We start from the raw sequence: 17771 nt of genomic DNA, 5'->3' as shown, positions 1-17771 counted from the left end.
AGGGTCGTCTGAAAACACAAACCCCATTGATTAACCGCATTACACCCGAATCATGAATAAAACCATCATCCTTGCCGTTCCCTATATGTACGAACTCGACAAGTGCATCGAAAAAAACCTGCGTTTTTTGGGGTTCGACGTCGTCAACCTGTGTTACGACGACAGGGATTCTTTTTATCCCAATATGGTGAGTAGGGTGAAAAACCTGTATTACAAATATATTGCCAAAGACGGCGACTACAAAAAAGTTTTGAAATACAGCCGCTATCGGGATGACATTGCGCGTAAGCTGGGTTCGTTAAACGGAAAAAAAGCGGATTACGCCTTGTGTATCCGTGCCAACATTTATCCTAAAGAAATCATTGCCGCCATTCGTGCGCACAGCGAAATATGTGTCAATTACCAATGGGACGGCATCGGAAGGTTCCCCGATATCTTGGAATATCTGGACTATTTTGATCAATGCTGGGTTTTTGATCCGCAAGATATTGAGCAATATCCGGAGTACGGTTTCAAAGCCACGACCAACTTCTACTTCGATTTGCCTGTTCCCGAATTGCCGTCAAACGACGGCCTCTACTTCCTTGGTGGATACGAATTGAGGAGGGAAGAGCAGACCAAGCATTTCATCAGCGAAGCGGAGCGCCTCGGGCTGCCTTTGGATTTCCATATTTATTGCAAAGACGACCGCGCCGAAAAAGCCTTTGGAACCAAAGGTATCACTTATCTCGATCGCAGCAGCATTCTGAGTTTCGAAAACAATTTAAGCAAGGTGCAAAGCTGCGGGGCGGTGGTTGATTTTGCCCAGTTTGACCATTACGGTTTGTCGTTCCGCATTTTCGATGCCCTGCGGTTCGATAAAAAACTGATTACGACCAACCAAAGCATACGGAATACCGATCTTTATCATCCCGACAATGTGTTTTTATGGGATGGCGGCAGTTTGGACGAATTGCCTGATTTCTTGGCGCGTCCGTATCAGCCGGTCAGTCCGGATATTAAAGAAAAATATTCGTTTACCCGATGGCTTAACCGAATGCTAGGTGTCGTCAATTAATCAAGACGATTCAGCGTAGTAGCCGTTTTAGAAGTTTCACCCATTGTCTGAGTGTATTTTCAGACGACCCATTTTCTTGACCGCATCACGATTATGAAGAAAAAAACCGTTATCCTTGCCATGCCGGAGCTGTTTAAAATCCACGAGCTCATCATTGAAAATCTGGAAAAATGCGGCTTCGACGTGCTGTCCCTGACTTACGAAGAAAAAGAATTCAAATACAAAAGCATCTTCCAGCGCATGCAGAAAATCTGGTACCGCAACGTCCTCGGACAGAGGGATTTCAAGAAACGGGTAATGTTCCGTTTGGTGGAAGAGCGGCTGGAAGCATTGTTGGAGCAATATCCCGAGCAGGCAGATTATTGTTTCATGATTTGGCTGGGCGCGTATCCGAAAGAGTTTATTTCCAAGCTGCGCAACCACGCCAAACTGATGGTTTATTACAACTGGGAAGCGCTGACCTTTTTGAAAGAAGATTTTGAAAATATCGAATTTTTCGATAAATTTTATTTCTTCGACCCGTTTGATCAAAACAAGCTGCCCGAATACGACCATGTATTGCATCCGACCACAAGTTTCTATTTCGACAGCTTCACGTCGTCTGAAAAAACTGAAAACAAAATCCTCTTTATCGGATCGTACGCGGAAGACCGCAACAGCGACATCCGCGCCTTCTGCGATGCCGCACGCGCCATCGGTTTGGATATCGACTTCCGTCTGGCGAGCAAGAAAATTGCCGAAGAGCAAGCCGCACTGGGTATACCCGAAGTACAGTTCTTCTCGTTTGCCAACGCGTTGTCTTACCGCCAGAATTTAGAAGAAGCCGCCAAATCTTCCGTATTGGTCGACTTCCTCAACCGCAAGCATTACGGCTTGTCTTTGCGGATTTTTGAGGCCATCGGTTTGGACAAAAAACTGATTACCACCAATCCGACCATCGTGCATTACGATTTTTACCATCCCGACAATATGTTCTACTGGAACGGCAGCAATCTTGACGAACTCAAAGACTTCCTGACCCGTCCGTTCGCCCCCATCGCGCCGGAATTGAAGCGCAAATACAGCTTCAGCAACTGGATAAACTGCGCATTCGATATCGAGCCGAACATACCGATCGGGCTGCCGCATATCGACAAAGATGCCATTAAACAGATATAGCGGAGAAGTAAATTTGCGGGACCGGCGGTACAAATAAAAGGGAAACTATTCACTGAGTGTTTTGGCACTTTCAACGTCTATTCACCATAAACGATGCCGCGCGGACGCCGACTGTTCAAACGCAGGCGGTATGTCCGTTAGAAGACATCTTTCACGTCGAGAATGTACGGTTTGCCGTACCTTCTCCCGCTTGCCGTTTCCTGAATCTGAAACCTATCCTGTTTTCAAAGGTCAGTTTGAACAGGGCAATAAGATATTTATTCATCTGTATAACAATAATAAGTTGATGATTTTAAAATCAATAGGAGGACACACACCATGTCTCGGAAACCTATTATCCTATTAGGCATGTACCAAGTTAACGACATTTACAAATTGCTGATCCAAAATTTAGAAAAACAAGGATTTGAAGTTGTCGATATCAGCTACAACCATATCGCGCCCCCCTTCAAATATTCGTCTTTAAAAATGAGGCTGGGGGCATTTTGGTGCAAAAAAGTCCTGAAGCAGAAAAAGAAAAAAGAAATTTTGAGAAAAAAAGCCCGACTTCGGCATTTCGCGAACATTTATCAAGAAATGACGGAGAAAATAAAAACATTCGAGTATTTCGATTACGCATTGTTTTTAAACGGACAAATCTACCCGAAATATCTGCTGAAACAGGTCAAACGCAAAACCAAAAAATTGATGGCCGCCTACCAATGGGACGGGCTGGACAGATTTCCCAAAATTTGGGAAAGTATTGATATTTTTGACAAAGTATATGCTTTTGACCCCGAGGACAATCGGAAATACGGCGATAAAGTCATTCCCGCCGCCAATTTTTATTTTGAAGTAGACAAGGACGCCGATACCGACAACCGCTACGATTTTTATTTCCTAGGGTCTCATGTTCCCGATCTCGACAGGGACAAAGCTATTTCGACTTTTTCCGAATACGCCGAAAAGAAAGGCTGGAAAGTCGATTTCACGATATTCCATGTCAACGACGGCAGTTTGAACGAGCATTCCGACGTTTATCCTGACAATATCAAAGCGACGGCAGAGCCGCTTACGTTCGAGGACAACATCAAACGCGAACTGCAAAGCCGCGTCTTGTTGGATTTTAAAGCGGCGGTACATACGGGCTTATCGTTTCGGACAATCGAAGCGGTCGGTTATCGTAAAAAGCTCATTACCACCAATGCCGAAGTTGCCAAATACGATTTTTATCATCCCGACAATATCTATATTTGGGACGGCAAAACCTTTGACGGTATGGAAGCGTTTCTCGACAAACCCTATCGCGAGCTGCCGCCCGAAATCTACCAAAAATACAGCTTCGACAATTGGTTGAGATACATATTGGATCTGCCTCCGTATCAAGAAATCACGTTACCTGAGTAAGCCTCTTTGAGGTCGTCTGAAAGTCTTTGGTATTTTCAGACGACCTCAAAAATTAGATTCATCACACTATTTATGCTATAAGGTCGTCTGAAATTAACAGACTCCATTCCCAAAACAAGGAAGTAAACATGAGCACACAAGATTTAAGCGGCAAAATCGCATTGGTAACAGGCGCATCGCGCGGTATCGGCGCGGCGATTGCCGACACGCTGGCGGCGGCAGGTGCCAAAGTCATCGGTACGGCGACCAGCGAAAGCGGCGCAGCGGCGATTAGCGAACGTCTGGCGCAATGGGGCGGCGAAGGCCGTGCATTGAATTCCGCCGAACCCGAAACCATCGAAAACCTGATTGCCGACATCGAAAAAGAATTCGGCAAACTGGACATTCTGGTCAACAACGCCGGCATCACCCGCGACAACCTCCTGATGCGTATGAAAGAAGAAGAGTGGGACGACATCATGCAGGTCAACCTCAAATCCGTGTTCCGCGCCTCCAAAGCCGTCTTGCGCGGCATGATGAAGCAGCGCGCCGGCCGCATCATCAACATCACATCCGTCGTCGGCGTGATGGGCAATGCCGGTCAAACCAACTATGCCGCGGCAAAAGCAGGCTTGATCGGTTTCTCCAAATCCATGGCGCGCGAAGTCGGCAGCCGCGGCATTACCGTCAACTGCGTCGCCCCGGGCTTTATCGACACCGACATGACCCGCGCCCTGCCTGAAGAAACCCGTAAAACCTTCGAAGCGCAAACTTCACTGGGCAAATTCGGCGAAGCGCAGGACATCGCCGATGCGGTCTTGTTTCTCGCTTCCGACCAAGCGAAATACATCACCGGTCAAACGCTGCACGTCAACGGCGGCATGTTGATGCCTTGATTCGGCTTGGAAAATAAAGAAGGTCGTCTGAAAACGGATTTCAGACGACCTTTTTGTTTTGTCGCTTGGATGAAAAGGCAGGGATAAACAGTTTAACCTTTGTTGAGTATCTGTTTGTTCTCGCCTTCGCGCCGCAGCTCTTTGGGGAGGACGAAGACGATGCTTTCTTCCGCGCCTTCGCCTTCGCGTATGGTTTCGTGTCCCCATTGCTGTATGGTTTGCAGGACTTCTCTGACCAAAACTTCGGGGGCGGACGCGCCTGCGGTTACGCCGACTTTGTGTTTGCCTTCGAACCATTCGCGTTGCAGGTAGCCGGCGTTGTCGACCATGTAGGCATCGACGCCGCGTTGGGCGGCAACTTCGCGCAGGCGGTTGCTGTTGGAAGAGTTGGGCGAGCCGACGACGATGACGATGTCGCATTCTTCCGCCAATTCTTTGACGGCGGTTTGGCGGTTGGTCGTGGCGTAGCAGATGTCTTCTTTATGCGGGTTGCGGATATTGGGGAAACGGGCGTTCAGCGCGGCGATGATGTCTTTGGTTTCATCGACGGAGAGGGTGGTTTGGCTGACGTAGGCGAGTTTGTCGGGGTTTTTGACTTGCAGTCCGGCGACGTCTTCAACGGTCTCGACCAGCAGCATTCTACCGGGCGGAAGCTGTCCCATGGTGCCTTCGACTTCGACGTGGCCTTTGTGTCCGATCATGATGATTTCGCAGTCTTGCGCGTCGAGGCGGGCGACTTCTTTGTGGACTTTGGTCACGAGCGGGCAGGTGGCATCGAATACGCGGAAACCGCGTTCGGCGGCTTCCTGTTGTACGGCTTTGGAGACGCCGTGTGCCGAGTAAATCAGGATGGCGTCTTTGGGTACGTCGGCGAGGTCTTCGATGAATACCGCGCCTTTTTCGCGCAGGTTGTCCACGACGAATTTGTTGTGGACGACTTCGTGGCGGACGTAAACCGGTGCGCCGAATTCTTCCAGCGCGCGCTCGACGATGCTGATGGCGCGGTCAACGCCGGCGCAGAAGCCGCGCGGGTTGGCAAGGATGATGGTTTTTTGGGTCATGTGTATGGTCCGGATTTCAGACGACCTTATGGGTTGTCGGTTGCTGGTTCATCGGTCGGTTTGGGCTCTTTTTTGTGGAACAGTCCGTCCAAAACCAATAAAACGGCACCGACGCAGATAAAACTGTCGGCAACGTTAAACGCGGGATAATACCAATCCTTCCAGTAAAACAGTAAGAAATCAACCACATGGCCGTGAATCAGTCGGTCGATGACGTTACCGAGCGCGCCGCCGATAATCATGGCGGCGCCGATTTTGCCCGAAAGGCGGAACTCGTCGTGCAGAATGGCACGGGCGAGATACGCGCTGATAACGAGTGCCAGCCCTAAGAAAAAGAATTTCTGCCAGCCGCCTTGGTCGGCAAGGAAACTGAACGCCGCGCCCGGGTTGTAGGCAAGGGTCAGGTCGAATAAGGAAGGGATGATATTGAGGCGCTCGCCTTCTTGGAAGTGGGCGAGGATTTCCCATTTGGTCAGTTGGTCAAGCGCGATGCCGACCAGCGCAATCAGCAGGTAGGCGGTTTTTTTGGAAAGGGAGGAAGACATTTGGTTGAAGCTGCCTGAATAAAAACAAAGCGGCTATTTTACCCGAAAGCGCAAAAGCCGTGTTTCAAAAGGTCGTCTGAAAACCTTTTATTACAGGGCAAGGCGCAGGGTTTTGCAGGGTTATCGCAAAACCGCGTAAACGCTGTGTGCAAAAACAGCGTCATACGTAAAACAAAGTTTATTTGCTTGATAGGGTGTTGCCTTGCCGATAACATGGCGGCGTTTTTATATGCCTTCCCCGAAAGGATACAGTATGGCTAAAACAAAATCTTTATTGGCAACCGGCATTTTGGCGCTTTTCTCCGCCACCGCTTTCGCCGCTCCGCTTCCTGCCGAAATTTATCTTCCCGCAGGCGCGCATACGCTTAAAGCCGACCGTCAGAGCAACGGCGAATTTGAATACGAAGCCGAGCTGCCTGCACGTGGCAACCCGATTCCTTCTTTGGCAAAAAAAGTCATCGCCCACGCACGCAGTAAAGGTTTTCAAGTGGTTGAATCGGAAATCAGAAATGATGATGCCGATTTGAAATTCAAACGCGGCAGACAAGAATTGGACGTCTCCATCGAAAACAAAGGACACGGCCGCATCGAATACAAAGCAGATTTAGACTTGGACAAACGCTAAATCGACACATACCGTAAAGGTCGTCTGAAAAGAGGTTTCAGACGACCTTTTTGCATGGGGCTTTAATAATCTTTATGGTTTTTATAGTGGATTAACTTTAAACCAGTACGGCGTTGCCTCGCCTTGCCGTACTATCTGTACTGTCTGCGGCTTCGTCGCCTTGTCCTGATTTAAAGTTAATCCACGATACAACATCTGTTTGATTCGTGAAAACCGTTCAGAAGAAAACACAGGTCGTCTGAAACCTTTTTCAGACGACCTTTACATAGGATTGGACAAACGGCATTCAAGCAGCAGGGCAGGGCGAATTCAATCCGAATCAGGACAAGACCGAATCATACCGTATCGTTTTATTTGCCCCCGCAATATTTTGTTTTACTGTAAAACACGGTAAAATCCGCGCTCAACATAATATTGAGACAAAACAGTACCGAAGAGAATAAATGGTGTTGTCCGATCTCAAATAAAAAATATTGACGCAATCACTACAATACCAACGTTCACACATTGCAAAGATCATGAAAAAAACACTCTTGCTCCTCTCCCTGCTCGCCGTGTCCGCAGCAGAAGCCGCCGACGTGCCGTCCGAGCCTCAAAACCAGCCTGCCCCCGAGTTGCAGGTCAAAACGGCAGAACCTGACCCCGTCGAAGCAGAAGCGGCCAAACCTGCTGCCGAAACGTCGTCTGAAAAAGTCGTCAACGTCGATGCCAAAACCCTGCTCGACAATCCCCAATTACTTTCTCGTGCCATGTATTCCGCCGTTGTTTCGCGCAACATCGCGGGTATCAAAGTCGTCCTGCCGATTTACGAACAATGGCAGGGACACGATAAAAACATGGCGCTCTACGCACGCGGACTGGTTGCCCAAAACGACGGCAAAATGAAAGAAGCCATCGGGTATTACCGTCAATTTATCGCCGAAACCCCCGATGCCCCCGTCGTCCGCTGGCAGCTTGCCACCGCTTTGTTTGAAGACAAGCAAAACGAAGCCGCCGCTGACCAGTTCGACAAACTAAAAACAGAAGCCAACCTGCCCGAGCCGTTCGTCAAAGGCATCGAATCCTACCGCAAAGCATTGCGCGAGCGCGATTCGTGGAAATTCAACGCCGGATTGAGCGTGACCCGCGAACAAAACATCAACCAAGCGCCCAGCCGCCGCACATACGGCAACTGGACTTTCCCCGAGCCTATCGACGCCACAGCCATCAACTACCAACTCGGCGCAGAGAAAAAATGGTCGCTGCCCAAAGGCTGGTACGCCACGGCAGGAGCGGATACCTACGGCAAAATTTACCCCGAACGAACTAAGTATAACGACGTGACCACCCGCTTCTCAGTGGGCGCAGGCTACGCCGACCAGCGCAACGACATCGGCTTGACCCCGTTCCACGAACGCCGCTTCTACGGCAACGACCCGTACACCTACTCCAGCGGTGCGCGCCTGCACATCAACCGCTGGTGGCAGCCTAAGCTGCAAACCTTGAGTGCCGTTGAAATGGGTCGTCTGAAAAACACCCGCCGCGCCAAATCCGACAACAACAACCGCCTGTTGAGCAATTCCGTCGTCTATTACCGAAACGCCCGCCAATACTGGGTCGGCGGTTTCGACATCTATCAGGAACGCAATAAAGAAGACAAATCGGACAACTTCGACCGTTACAGCCTCCGTACCGCATGGGGGCAGGAATGGGGCAAAGGGCTGTCCACCATGTTGCGGCTGAGTGCGGCACAACGCCGTTATCAAACGCCCAGCCTTTTGAGCGGTCAGGAAAACCGCCGCGATAAAGAAGCGGATATTTCGCTCGCCGTGTGGCACCGCGCTTTCCACTTCAAAGGCATCACCCCGCGCCTGACCGTCGCCCACCACAAAACATGGAGCAACGACAAATACTACGAATACGGCAAAACCAGAATGTTTGTCGAATTCAGCAAAACGTTCTGACGGTTTGCTTTGAGCGATCAAAAAGGTCGTCTGAAAACCTTGTTTCAAGGTTTTCAGACGACCTTTCATTTAGTCCGACAGGAAATGCGGATTACAGGCTGTAATACATTTCAAATTCCAACGGGTGCGGCGCCATGCGGATGCGGCGTACGTCTTCTTCTTTGAAGGCGATGTAGCTGTCAATCCAGTCTTTGCTGAACACGCCGCCGCGCAGCAGGAATTCGTGGTCGGCTTTGAGGGCGGCGAGGGCTTCTTCCAAAGAGGCGCAGACGGTTGGGACGAGTGCGTCTTCTTCCGGCGGCAGGTCGTAGAGGTTTTTATCGGCTGGGTCGCCCGGGTGGATTTTGTTTTGAATGCCGTCCAAACCCGCCATCAGCAGGGCGGCGAACGCCAAGTATGGGTTGGCGGTCGGGTCGGGGAAACGCGCTTCGATGCGGCGTGCCTTGCTGCTGTTCACGGACGGGATGCGGATGGACGCGGAACGGTTTTTGGCAGAGTAGGCGAGCTTGGTCGGCGCTTCAAAGTGCGGCACGAGGCGTTTGTAGGAGTTGGTGGACGGATTGGTAATCGAGTTCAGGGCTTTGGCGTGTTTGATGATGCCGCCGATGTAGTAGAGCGCGGTGTCGCTCAAGCCGGCGTAGCCGTCGCCTGCGAACAGGTTTTGACCGTCTTTCCAGATGGATTGGTGGACGTGCATGCCGCTGCCGTTGTCGCCCATGATGGGTTTGGGCATGAAGGTGGCGGTTTTGCCGAAATTGTGGGCGACGTTTTGGATAACGTATTTCATGTCTTGGGTTTGGTCGGCACGTTTGACCAAGGTGGCGAAACGCGTGCCGATTTCCATTTGGCTGCCGGTGCCGACTTCGGCGTGGTGGACTTCGACTTCGATGCCGAGTTCTTCTAAAATGTTCACCATGGCGGAGCGCAGGTCTTGTCCGGCATCAATCGGGGCGACGGGGGCGTAGCCGCCTTTGACGGCGGGGCGGTGGCCGGTGTTTTGACCGTCCATGTGCAGCCCGCTTGCCCATGCGCCGCTTTCGGACGTGATTTCGTAACGGGTTTTGTGCATATCGGTTTCAAACTCTACGCCGTCGAAGATGAAGAATTCAGGTTCGGGGCCGAAGTAGGCAGTGTCGCCGATGCCGGAGGATTTGAGGTAGGCTTCGGCGCGGCGGGCGATGGAGCGCGGGTCGCGGTCGTAGCCTTGACCGTCGGCAGGGTCGATGACGTCGCAGGTGAGGACGACGGTGGTGTCGTCGTAGAAGGGGTCGATGAAGGCAGTCGCAGGGTCGGGGCGCAACTGCATGTCGGATGCCTGAATGCCTTTCCAGCCGCCGATGGACGAGCCGTCAAACGCCTGACCGTTTTCAAACCACTCTTCAGGGTCGTCGAGGACGATGCGGGCGGGGACGGTGAAGTGGTGCTGCTTGCCTTTGGTATCGGTAAAGCGCAAATCTACGAAGCGGGCTTCGCTTTCTTCAATCAGTTTTACTGCGTCTTTGATAGACATTTTCGGCTCCTAAATGGGAAGTAACGGATACGGAATCTCGCGGAAAATCTGCTGCATTTTATCACGCCGAAGGTCGTCTGAAACCGCAAATCCGTTAAATTTCTGACTTGCGGAATATAGTTTCAGACGACCTGATTGTCAACAATCCGATGCGTATTTGGATTTATTGGAAAACAGCGGTGTGAGGCGGCAAAGGCGGTTATAATGGGCGGTCTTTGCATTTGTCCTGCCGGATAGGATTTTTATGAACACTGTTCCCCGTTATGCCGTTTTCGGCAACCCCGTCGCACACAGCAAATCGCCGCAAATCCATCGGCAGTTTGCCTTGCAGGAAGGCGTTGAAATCGAATATGAACGCATTTGTGCTGACATCGGCGGTTTCGCGCAGGCGGTTGAAGCGTTTTTTGCCGACGGCGGACGCGGGGCGAATGTTACCGTGCCGTTCAAGCAGGAAGCGTTTGCCTTGTCGGACGAACATTCCGAACGCGCTTTGGCAGCGGGTGCGGTCAATACGCTGATTTTGCTGGAAAACGGTAAAATACGCGGCGACAATACCGACGGGCTCGGACTGACGGACGATATTTCAAAGAGGCTGGGTGTGGAAATGTCGGGCAAAACCGTCTTGCTGCTCGGCGCGGGCGGCGCGGTGCGCGGCGTGATTCCCGTCTTGAAAGAATACCGCCCCGCGCGCATCGTTATCGCTAACCGAACCCACGCCAAAGCGGCGGAAATGGCGGCGCATTTCGGTATTGAAGCCATACCTTTGGATGAACTGGAAGGCGGCTTCGACATCATCATCAACGGCACATCCGGCGGCTTAAGCGGACAGCTTCCCGCCGTATCGCCCAAAATCTTTGAACATTGCACCTTGGCTTACGATATGGTTTACGGCGAAGCGGCAGAGCCGTTTTTAGCGTTCGCCCGCCAATCAGGTGCAAAACAAACCGCCGACGGATTGGGCATGCTGGTCGGACAGGCGGCAGCTTCCTACCGGCTTTGGTGCGGCTTCGCGCCCGATGTCCTGCCCGTCGTCCAATATATGAGAGAGTTATAAAATGTTCCGCATCATCAAATGGCTGATTGCCCTGCCTTTGGGCGCATTTATCTTTTTCAACGCTTATGTGTACGGCAACATCATCACTTACCGCGCCGTCGCGCCGAACAAAACCGCCTTCATGGCGATGCGGATGCGGCAGTTTCAAAGCGAAGGCAAAGATGTCGCGCTCGATTACCGCTGGGTGCCTTACGACCGCATTTCGGTCAATCTGAAAAAAGCCCTGATTGCCTCCGAAGACGCCAAATTCGCCGAACACGGCGGTTTCGACTGGGGCGGCATCCAATACGCCATCAAGCGCAACAAACAAAGCGGCGAAGTCAAAGCAGGCGGCTCGACCATCAGCCAACAGCTTGCCAAAAACCTGTTTTTGAACGAAAGCCGCAGCTATATCCGCAAAGGCGAAGAAGCCGCGATTACCGCGATGATGGAAGCCGTTACCGACAAAGATCGTATTTTCGAGCTGTATCTGAACGCCATCGAATGGCACTACGGCGTATTCGGCGCAGAAGCCGCGTCCCAGTATTTCTACAAAAGACCCGCTGCCAACCTGACTAAACAGCAAGCCGCCAAACTCGCCGCCCGCGTCCCCGCACCGCTATTTTACGCCGACAACCCCAAAAGCAAACGCCTGCGCAACAAAACCAACATCATCCTGCGCCGCATGGGTTCGGCGGAGCTGCCCGAAAGCGATATGGATTGAGGTCGTCTGAAAATCAGGTGATGGGGTTTCAGACGACCTTTGCGCAACTGTAACCTTGTTTGCCGTATCACATATACCACTTATCCGAATACTTTTTCCGTCATTCCCGCCCCCGCCTACGCGAGGACGGGAATGATGACAATCGGTAAGTTGTGTGTCAAAAATAATATAGTCCATAAGGATGTTGGCAACGCTGTATCATTGCAAGTTTGATCCACTCCAGAAAACGCCCGTTTCGTCATCTTTACCCCGCCTGTGAGGGAATGACGAAACGGGCGTTTTTGAATGGATTTTCTTTTTGCGCCGCTGTCTTCGGCAAAATTTACGCCACGAAATCCAAACCTATGTCCAACGAGCGGCTGCTGTGGGTCAGATAGCCGAGGGCGATGCCGTCCACGCCGGTTTGAGCTACGCGCTTTAGTCGGTCGAAGCCGATGCCGCCCGATGCTTCGCAATAGACGGTGTGGGGGTGGGCGGTTTGAGTGTGGCAGCGGTTTGCCGCTTCTTTCAGGGTTTCGTCGTCCATGTTGTCCAGCAAAATCCGTTCTGCGCCCGCTGCGATGGCTTCGTCCAGTTGTGTCAACGTGTCCACTTCGATTTCTACACAAGTCAACGGTCCGACCGCCTGTTTTGCCTGCTGCACGGCTTGGGCGATGCTGCCGCAATAGGCGAGGTGGTTATCTTTGATGAGCACGGCGTCGTCCAAACCCATGCGGTGGTTCACGCCGCCGCCTGCCCTGACGGCGTATTTTTGCAGGACGCGCAGCAGGGGGATGGTTTTGCGGCTGCACACGATGTCTGTGCCGTATTCGGCGACTTCGGCAACGGCACGCGCGGTGGCGGTGGCGATGCCGCTCAAGTGCGTGAGGTAGTTGAGCGCGGTGCGTTCGGCGGCGAGCAGCGCGCGGGCGTTGCCTTCGACGGCGGCAAGCGTCTGACCTGCGCGGACGGCTTGCCCGTCGTGGATTTCGGCTTGGAAGCGGACGGACGGATCCATCGTCTGAAAGGCGAGGCGCGCCAAGTCCATGCCGGCGATGACGCCGTTTTCGCGGCTGACGAGGAAGAGTTTGGCGGTTTTGTCGGGCGCGATGACGGCGGCGGACGTAATGTCGCCGCGCCTGCCCAAATCTTCGCTCAAGGCTTGTTCCACCATGGGGCGCAACAGGGTGTCGGGCAGGGGGAAGAGGGTGTTTTCAGACGACATGGGGTTTCCTTTGTTGAAAAAGATTGATGTTGCACCGATGGGGCAAAACTTCATTTTCTAGTGGATTAACAAAAACCAGTACGGCGTTGCCTCGCCTTAGCTCAAAGAGAACGATTCTCTAAGGTGCTGAAGCACCAAGTGAATCGGTTCCGTACTATCTGTACTGTCTGCGGCTTCGTCGCCTTGTCCTGATTTTTGTTAATCCACTATAGGTCGTCTGAAAACGGGCTAACGGCTGCCCAACGGCAGTCCGATGTCCGAAATCAGCCTGTCGGGCAGGACGTCGTCGCGGAAGCGGTAAAGCTGCGCGGGACGGCCCTTGCTGCCCGATACGCCGGTATCCGACGGCTCGATGAGGTTTTGCTGCTGAATCTGGCGGCGGAAGTTTTGCTTGTGCAGCAATCTGCCGCTGATGGCTTCGACGCTGTTTTGCAGTTGCAGCAGCGTGAATTCAGGCGGCATCAGTTCGAAAATCACGGGGCGGTATTTGATTTTGGCGCGCAGGCGGGACAGGGCGGTCGCCAGTACGCGGCGGTGGTCGTGGCGCATGGGCTGTCCCGTGAGCGCGAAGTCGAAGTTTGCCTGCGGCTCGGCGGCTTCCGCTATCAGGCCGCTTTCATACAGCATTTCATAGCGTTGCAAAACGTATTCTTCCGACCAGTTTTCCGGTTCGACCCCCCAGCACAAATGAATGCGCTTGAGCCGCTTTTGGCGCACTTCCTCCGTGTCCGCCGAGTTTGCCCAAATGCGCAGGCGGCTGACAATGGCGTCGCGCTGCCCGCCGTCGGTACGCAAATCTTCCCACGGGAAATAACCGTAGCAGTCCTGCCATTTCGCGTCAGGATGCAGGATGCTGTCGGCTGCCTCGCGCACCAGCCCCAAATAGCTGACGTACAAGACGGGCATGCCGTGTTCGTTGCGGCGGTGGGTATCGACAAAGGTGTAAAGCTGTTCCACATAGCCCATAGGCTGCGAAGTCTGCTTGGCGACCCACAGCTTTACGCCCGCCTGCAGGGAATTGCGCAGGGGGGAGAGCGGGCCGTTGGGCAGGAGCGTGCCTTGGGCGACGGTCAACACCCGCAGGTCGCCGTCGGTAACGGCAATCAATACGGGAACCAGCTCGACGATGCTTTGCGGCGGGGCTTCGGCTTCGGGGTAGGCGTCCATGCTTGGCTTTCTGCGGGTGGGAAAGGCTTTATTGTAAACCAAAGCGGTTTGTCGGAACGAAGCGGGTCGGTTTTGCGGTATCTCAAACCTGTTTTCAGACGACCTTGCATATTATACTCAAGTTGAGCATAATATAGAAACAGTTTGAAAAACAGACGGCAAACCTTCATGCCGCCTCAAAAACCAGCTACAAGGAAACATCATGCAAACCGCCGCCCGCCGCTCGTTCGATTACGATATGCCCCTCATCCAGACACCGACTTCCGCCTGCCAAATCCGTCAGGCGTGGGCGAAGGTTGCCGATACGCCCGACCGCGAGACGGCAGGCCGTCTGAAAGACGAAATCAAGGCTTTGCTGAAGGAGAAAAATGCGGTCTTGGTGGCGCATTATTACGTTGATCCGCTGATTCAGGATTTGGCTTTGGGGACTGGCGGATGCGTGGGCGATTCGCTGGAGATGGCGCGCTTCGGTGCGGAACACGAAGCCGGTACGCTGGTGGTGGCTGGCGTGCGCTTCATGGGCGAGAGCGCGAAAATCCTCTGCCCTGAAAAAACGGTGCTGATGCCTGATTTGGAAGCGGAATGTTCTTTGGATTTGGGTTGTCCCGAAGAAGCTTTTTCAGCGTTTTGCGACCAACACCCCGACCGTACGGTGGTGGTGTACGCCAACACTTCCGCCGCCGTGAAAGCGCGTGCCGATTGGGTGGTAACGTCTTCGGTGGCGTTGGAAATCGTGTCGTATTTGAAATCGCGCGGCGAGAAGCTGATTTGGGGGCCCGACCGCCACCTCGGCGACTACATCCGCCGCGAAACGGGCGCGGATATGCTGCTGTGGCAGGGTTCGTGCATCGTCCACAACGAATTCAAAGGGCAGGAGCTGGCGGCCTTGAAGGCGAAGCACCCCGACGCGGCGGTGCTGGTTCACCCCGAATCGCCGCAAAGCGTCATCGAATTAGGCGACGTGGTCGGCTCGACCAGCAAACTGCTGAAGGCCGCCGTATCGCGTCCCGAAAAAAAATTCATCGTGGCGACCGATTTGGGCATCCTGCACGAAATGCAAAAGCAGGCGCCCGACAAAGAATTTATCGCCGCGCCGACGGCGGGCAACGGCGGAAGCTGCAAAAGCTGCGCGTTCTGCCCGTGGATGGCGATGAATTCGCTGGGCGGCATCAAATACGCCCTGACAAGCGGACACAACGAAATCCTGTTGGACAGGAAGCTGGGCGAAGCCGCCAAACTGCCTTTGCAGCGTATGCTCGACTTCGCGGCAGGACTCAAACGCGGGGATGTGTTCAACGGCATGGGGCCCGCCTGATTTGCCGTTCGTAATGGGTGCAGCCTGAAAATACCGCCCGCCTGCTTTCCCAAGACGGGGTTTGCGCACAAAAAATCTTTAAAAACAAGACTGTTTTTTATGTTATTGCATTGATATAATTATACTTTCTTTCATTTATCAGGTAAAAACATGCAAATGCACTGGCTCTTTCTGACTGTAGCAATTTTAAGCGAAGTCTGCGGTTCTTCCATGCTCAAACTGAGTGGCGGGTTTAGCAAACTGTGGCCTTCTATTGGCGTGATAGTCAGCTTTTCGGTGTGTTTTTGGGCCTTGTCTATGACACTGAAAACCATGCCGCTGGCTACAGCATACGCCATTTGGGCAGGCGTGGGACTGGTTTTAACGGCTTTAGTCAGCGTGGTGTTTTTCGGTGAGAAAGCTGATTTCATTGGGATTGTCAGCATCGGTTTGATTTTGCTGGGCGTGGTGCTGCTCAATACCATGTCGCATATGTCGGGGCATTGATTAATCCACTATACCGTTTCAGACGACCTCTCAAACAAGGACAACACCATGCAAACCGATTGCGACGTATTGATTGCCGGAAACGGGCTGGCGGCACTGACGCTCGCCCTGTCGCTGCCTGAATCGTTCCGCATCGTCATTTTGTGCAAAAACCGGCTGGACGACACCGCCAGCCGTCATGCACAAGGCGGGATTGCGGCGGCGTGGTCGGGAGAGGACGACATCGAAAGACACGTTGCCGATACCTTGGAAGCGGGCGCAGGTTTGTGCGACGAGGCCGCCGTCCGCACTATCCTGTCGCAGGGCAAACCGGCAATCGAATGGTTGCTGGCGCAGGGCGTGGCGTTCGACCGGAGTCATGACGGCCTGCACCTGACGCGCGAAGGCGGACACACCTGCCGCCGAATCGCCCACGTCGCCGACTACACGGGCGAAGCCGTCATGCAGAGCCTGATTGTCCAAATACGCCGCCGCCCGAACATCCGCGTTTGCGAGCGGCAGATGGCGTTGGATATCCAAACCGAATCAGGCGCAGCGTGCGGACTGACCGTCCTCGACTGCCGAACGCAAGAAACCTACCGCATCCGCGCCCGCCATACCATACTTGCAGGCGGCGGCTTGGGGCAGATCTACGCCGCCACCACCACGCCGCCCGAATGCACGGGCGACGCTATCGCCATGGCGATACGCGCAGGCTGCGCAGTCGAAAACCTCGAATTTATCCAATTCCACCCCACAGGCTTGGCAAGGCCGTCTGAAAACGGCCGCACCTTCCTGATTTCCGAAGCCGTGCGCGGCGAAGGCGGCATCCTGACCAACCAAGCGGGCGAACGGTTTATGCCGCATTACGACCGCCGTGCCGAACTCGCGCCGCGCGACATCGTTGCCCGCGCCATCGCCGCCGAAATCGCCAAACAAACGCAAGACTTCGTCTCGCTCGACATCAGCCATCAACCCGCAGCGTTCGTCCGTCAGCATTTTCCGTCCATCCATCGGCACTGCCTGTCCCAATGCGGCTTGGACATCACGCGCCAAGCCATCCCCGTCCGCCCTGTGCAACACTACACCTGCGGCGGCATCCAAACCGACCCCAGCGGCAGAACCTCCCTGCCGCAGCTCTACGCCTTAGGCGAAACCGCCTGCACAGGGTTGCACGGAGCCAACCGCCTCGCCAGCAACTCCCTGCTCGAATGCGTCGTGACCGCCAGACTTGCCGCCCAAACCATCGCGGACGGACAAGCATTCCAAACCGCACCGTCCCAAAGGTCGTCTGAAAACCCCTCCGCCGAAGCAGACATCTTTTCAGGCGACCTCCAAAACACATTCAGTCGCCCCGCCCTGCAAGCCTTCAACCAACGCCATCTGGGCATCCTCCGCAACGATACCGGCCTGCGCCGCGCCATCGCCCAACTGCGGCTTTGGAAACAAAATCAAACCGAGCCGCACACCGCGTCCGAATACGAAAACCGCAACCTGCTCGAATGCAGCCTCGCCGTCGCCCAAGCCGCATACGCAAGGCGGCAAAACATCGGCGCGCATTTCAATACCGATTTGGCAGAGCGTGTCGATTGGAAAAAGCAGGCGGCAGGCTGAAGGGTAGGGCTGCGCGGGGATTTGGGATATTCCTGTGAAAAATGAAGAAAGGTATCAGGCTGATTTTGGAGAATAGAATTAGATGCTAA

The 17771-nt window shown here is 53.5% G+C and carries 16 protein-coding genes; 11 read left to right on the top strand and 5 right to left on the bottom strand.

Features of this window, described 5'->3' with window-relative positions:
- Positions 1–52 precede the first annotated feature (52 nt).
- From DBZ16_RS06055 to fabG, 4 genes are all read left to right on the top strand, one after another.
- Entirely contained in the window at positions 53–1057 is a 1005-nt protein-coding gene (locus tag DBZ16_RS06055; protein WP_107813319.1) for a hypothetical protein, read from the top strand.
- A gap of 93 nt (positions 1058–1150) precedes the next feature.
- Positions 1151–2215: a hypothetical protein gene (locus tag DBZ16_RS06050; RefSeq protein WP_107813318.1), complete on the top strand. Its 1065-nt coding sequence runs from the start codon at positions 1151–1153 to the stop codon at positions 2213–2215.
- Positions 2216–2533: 318 nt separating this feature from the next.
- Positions 2534–3601: a hypothetical protein gene (locus DBZ16_RS06045; protein WP_107813317.1), complete on the top strand. Its 1068-nt coding sequence runs from the start codon at positions 2534–2536 to the stop codon at positions 3599–3601.
- A gap of 128 nt (positions 3602–3729) precedes the next feature.
- A complete protein-coding gene (gene fabG / locus DBZ16_RS06040; RefSeq protein ID WP_003684588.1) occupies positions 3730–4476 on the top strand; it encodes a 3-oxoacyl-ACP reductase FabG in 747 nt (248 codons plus the stop codon).
- A 92-nt stretch (positions 4477–4568) separates the two neighbouring features.
- On the opposite strand, the gene ispH is transcribed toward fabG, so the two are convergent.
- Together ispH and lspA are read right to left on the bottom strand one after the other, a co-directional pair.
- Entirely contained in the window at positions 4569–5537 is a 969-nt protein-coding gene (gene ispH / locus DBZ16_RS06035; RefSeq protein WP_003741106.1) for a 4-hydroxy-3-methylbut-2-enyl diphosphate reductase, read from the bottom strand.
- 26 nt (positions 5538–5563) lie between these two features.
- The gene (lspA, locus tag DBZ16_RS06030) at positions 5564–6082 is read right to left on the bottom strand and encodes a signal peptidase II (protein ID WP_107813316.1); all 519 of its coding nucleotides are present in this window, start codon (positions 6080–6082) and stop codon (positions 5564–5566) included.
- Between the two features lie 253 nt (positions 6083–6335).
- On the opposite strand from lspA, the gene DBZ16_RS06025 reads away from it, so the two are divergent.
- Positions 6336–6707 carry a hypothetical protein gene (locus DBZ16_RS06025; RefSeq protein WP_107813315.1) on the top strand — a complete coding sequence of 124 codons (372 nt, stop codon included), beginning with the start codon at positions 6336–6338 and terminating at the stop codon, positions 6705–6707.
- 518 nt (positions 6708–7225) lie between these two features.
- Positions 7226–8650 carry a surface lipoprotein assembly modifier gene (locus DBZ16_RS06020; protein ID WP_205836779.1) on the top strand — a complete coding sequence of 475 codons (1425 nt, stop codon included), beginning with the start codon at positions 7226–7228 and terminating at the stop codon, positions 8648–8650.
- 91 nt (positions 8651–8741) lie between these two features.
- Here the strand turns inward: DBZ16_RS06020 and glnA are convergent, their stop codons facing one another.
- Positions 8742–10160 (bottom strand): type I glutamate--ammonia ligase, encoded by a 1419-nt coding sequence (glnA, locus tag DBZ16_RS06015; RefSeq protein ID WP_107813314.1) that lies wholly within the window; start codon positions 10158–10160, stop codon positions 8742–8744.
- 244 nt (positions 10161–10404) lie between these two features.
- On the opposite strand from glnA, the gene aroE reads away from it, so the two are divergent.
- Both aroE and mtgA read left to right on the top strand, forming a co-directional pair.
- Positions 10405–11214, top strand: a complete 810-nt coding sequence (gene aroE, locus DBZ16_RS06010; RefSeq protein ID WP_107813313.1) for a shikimate dehydrogenase — start codon at positions 10405–10407, stop codon at positions 11212–11214.
- Between the two features lies 1 nt (position 11215).
- On the top strand, positions 11216–11917 hold the full coding sequence (mtgA, locus tag DBZ16_RS06005; RefSeq protein ID WP_003756572.1) for a monofunctional biosynthetic peptidoglycan transglycosylase: 702 nt from the start codon (positions 11216–11218) through the stop codon (positions 11915–11917).
- Between the two features lie 322 nt (positions 11918–12239).
- On the opposite strand, the gene nadC is transcribed toward mtgA, so the two are convergent.
- Together nadC and DBZ16_RS05995 are read right to left on the bottom strand one after the other, a co-directional pair.
- Entirely contained in the window at positions 12240–13121 is an 882-nt protein-coding gene (nadC, locus tag DBZ16_RS06000) for a carboxylating nicotinate-nucleotide diphosphorylase (protein WP_107813312.1), read from the bottom strand.
- 228 nt (positions 13122–13349) lie between these two features.
- Positions 13350–14288, bottom strand: a complete 939-nt coding sequence (locus tag DBZ16_RS05995) for an NUDIX hydrolase (protein ID WP_107813311.1) — start codon at positions 14286–14288, stop codon at positions 13350–13352.
- Positions 14289–14490: 202 nt separating this feature from the next.
- Here DBZ16_RS05995 and nadA point away from each other — a divergent pair, with 202 nt between their 5' ends.
- The 3 genes from nadA (at position 14491) to nadB (ending at position 17682) form a co-directional block, all read left to right on the top strand.
- The gene (gene nadA, locus DBZ16_RS05985; protein ID WP_107813310.1) at positions 14491–15603 is read left to right on the top strand and encodes a quinolinate synthase NadA; all 1113 of its coding nucleotides are present in this window, start codon (positions 14491–14493) and stop codon (positions 15601–15603) included.
- Between the two features lie 156 nt (positions 15604–15759).
- The gene (locus DBZ16_RS05980) at positions 15760–16089 is read left to right on the top strand and encodes a DMT family transporter (protein ID WP_065424033.1); all 330 of its coding nucleotides are present in this window, start codon (positions 15760–15762) and stop codon (positions 16087–16089) included.
- 48 nt (positions 16090–16137) lie between these two features.
- Positions 16138–17682 carry an L-aspartate oxidase gene (nadB, locus tag DBZ16_RS05975; protein WP_107813309.1) on the top strand — a complete coding sequence of 515 codons (1545 nt, stop codon included), beginning with the start codon at positions 16138–16140 and terminating at the stop codon, positions 17680–17682.
- Positions 17683–17771 lie beyond the last annotated feature (89 nt).

Origin of the sequence: Neisseria sicca, from assembly GCF_003044565.1 — a bacterium.
In the GTDB taxonomy this organism is placed as follows: domain Bacteria; phylum Pseudomonadota; class Gammaproteobacteria; order Burkholderiales; family Neisseriaceae; genus Neisseria; species Neisseria sicca_A.
This window is presented reverse-complemented; position numbering and strand designations above follow the sequence as displayed.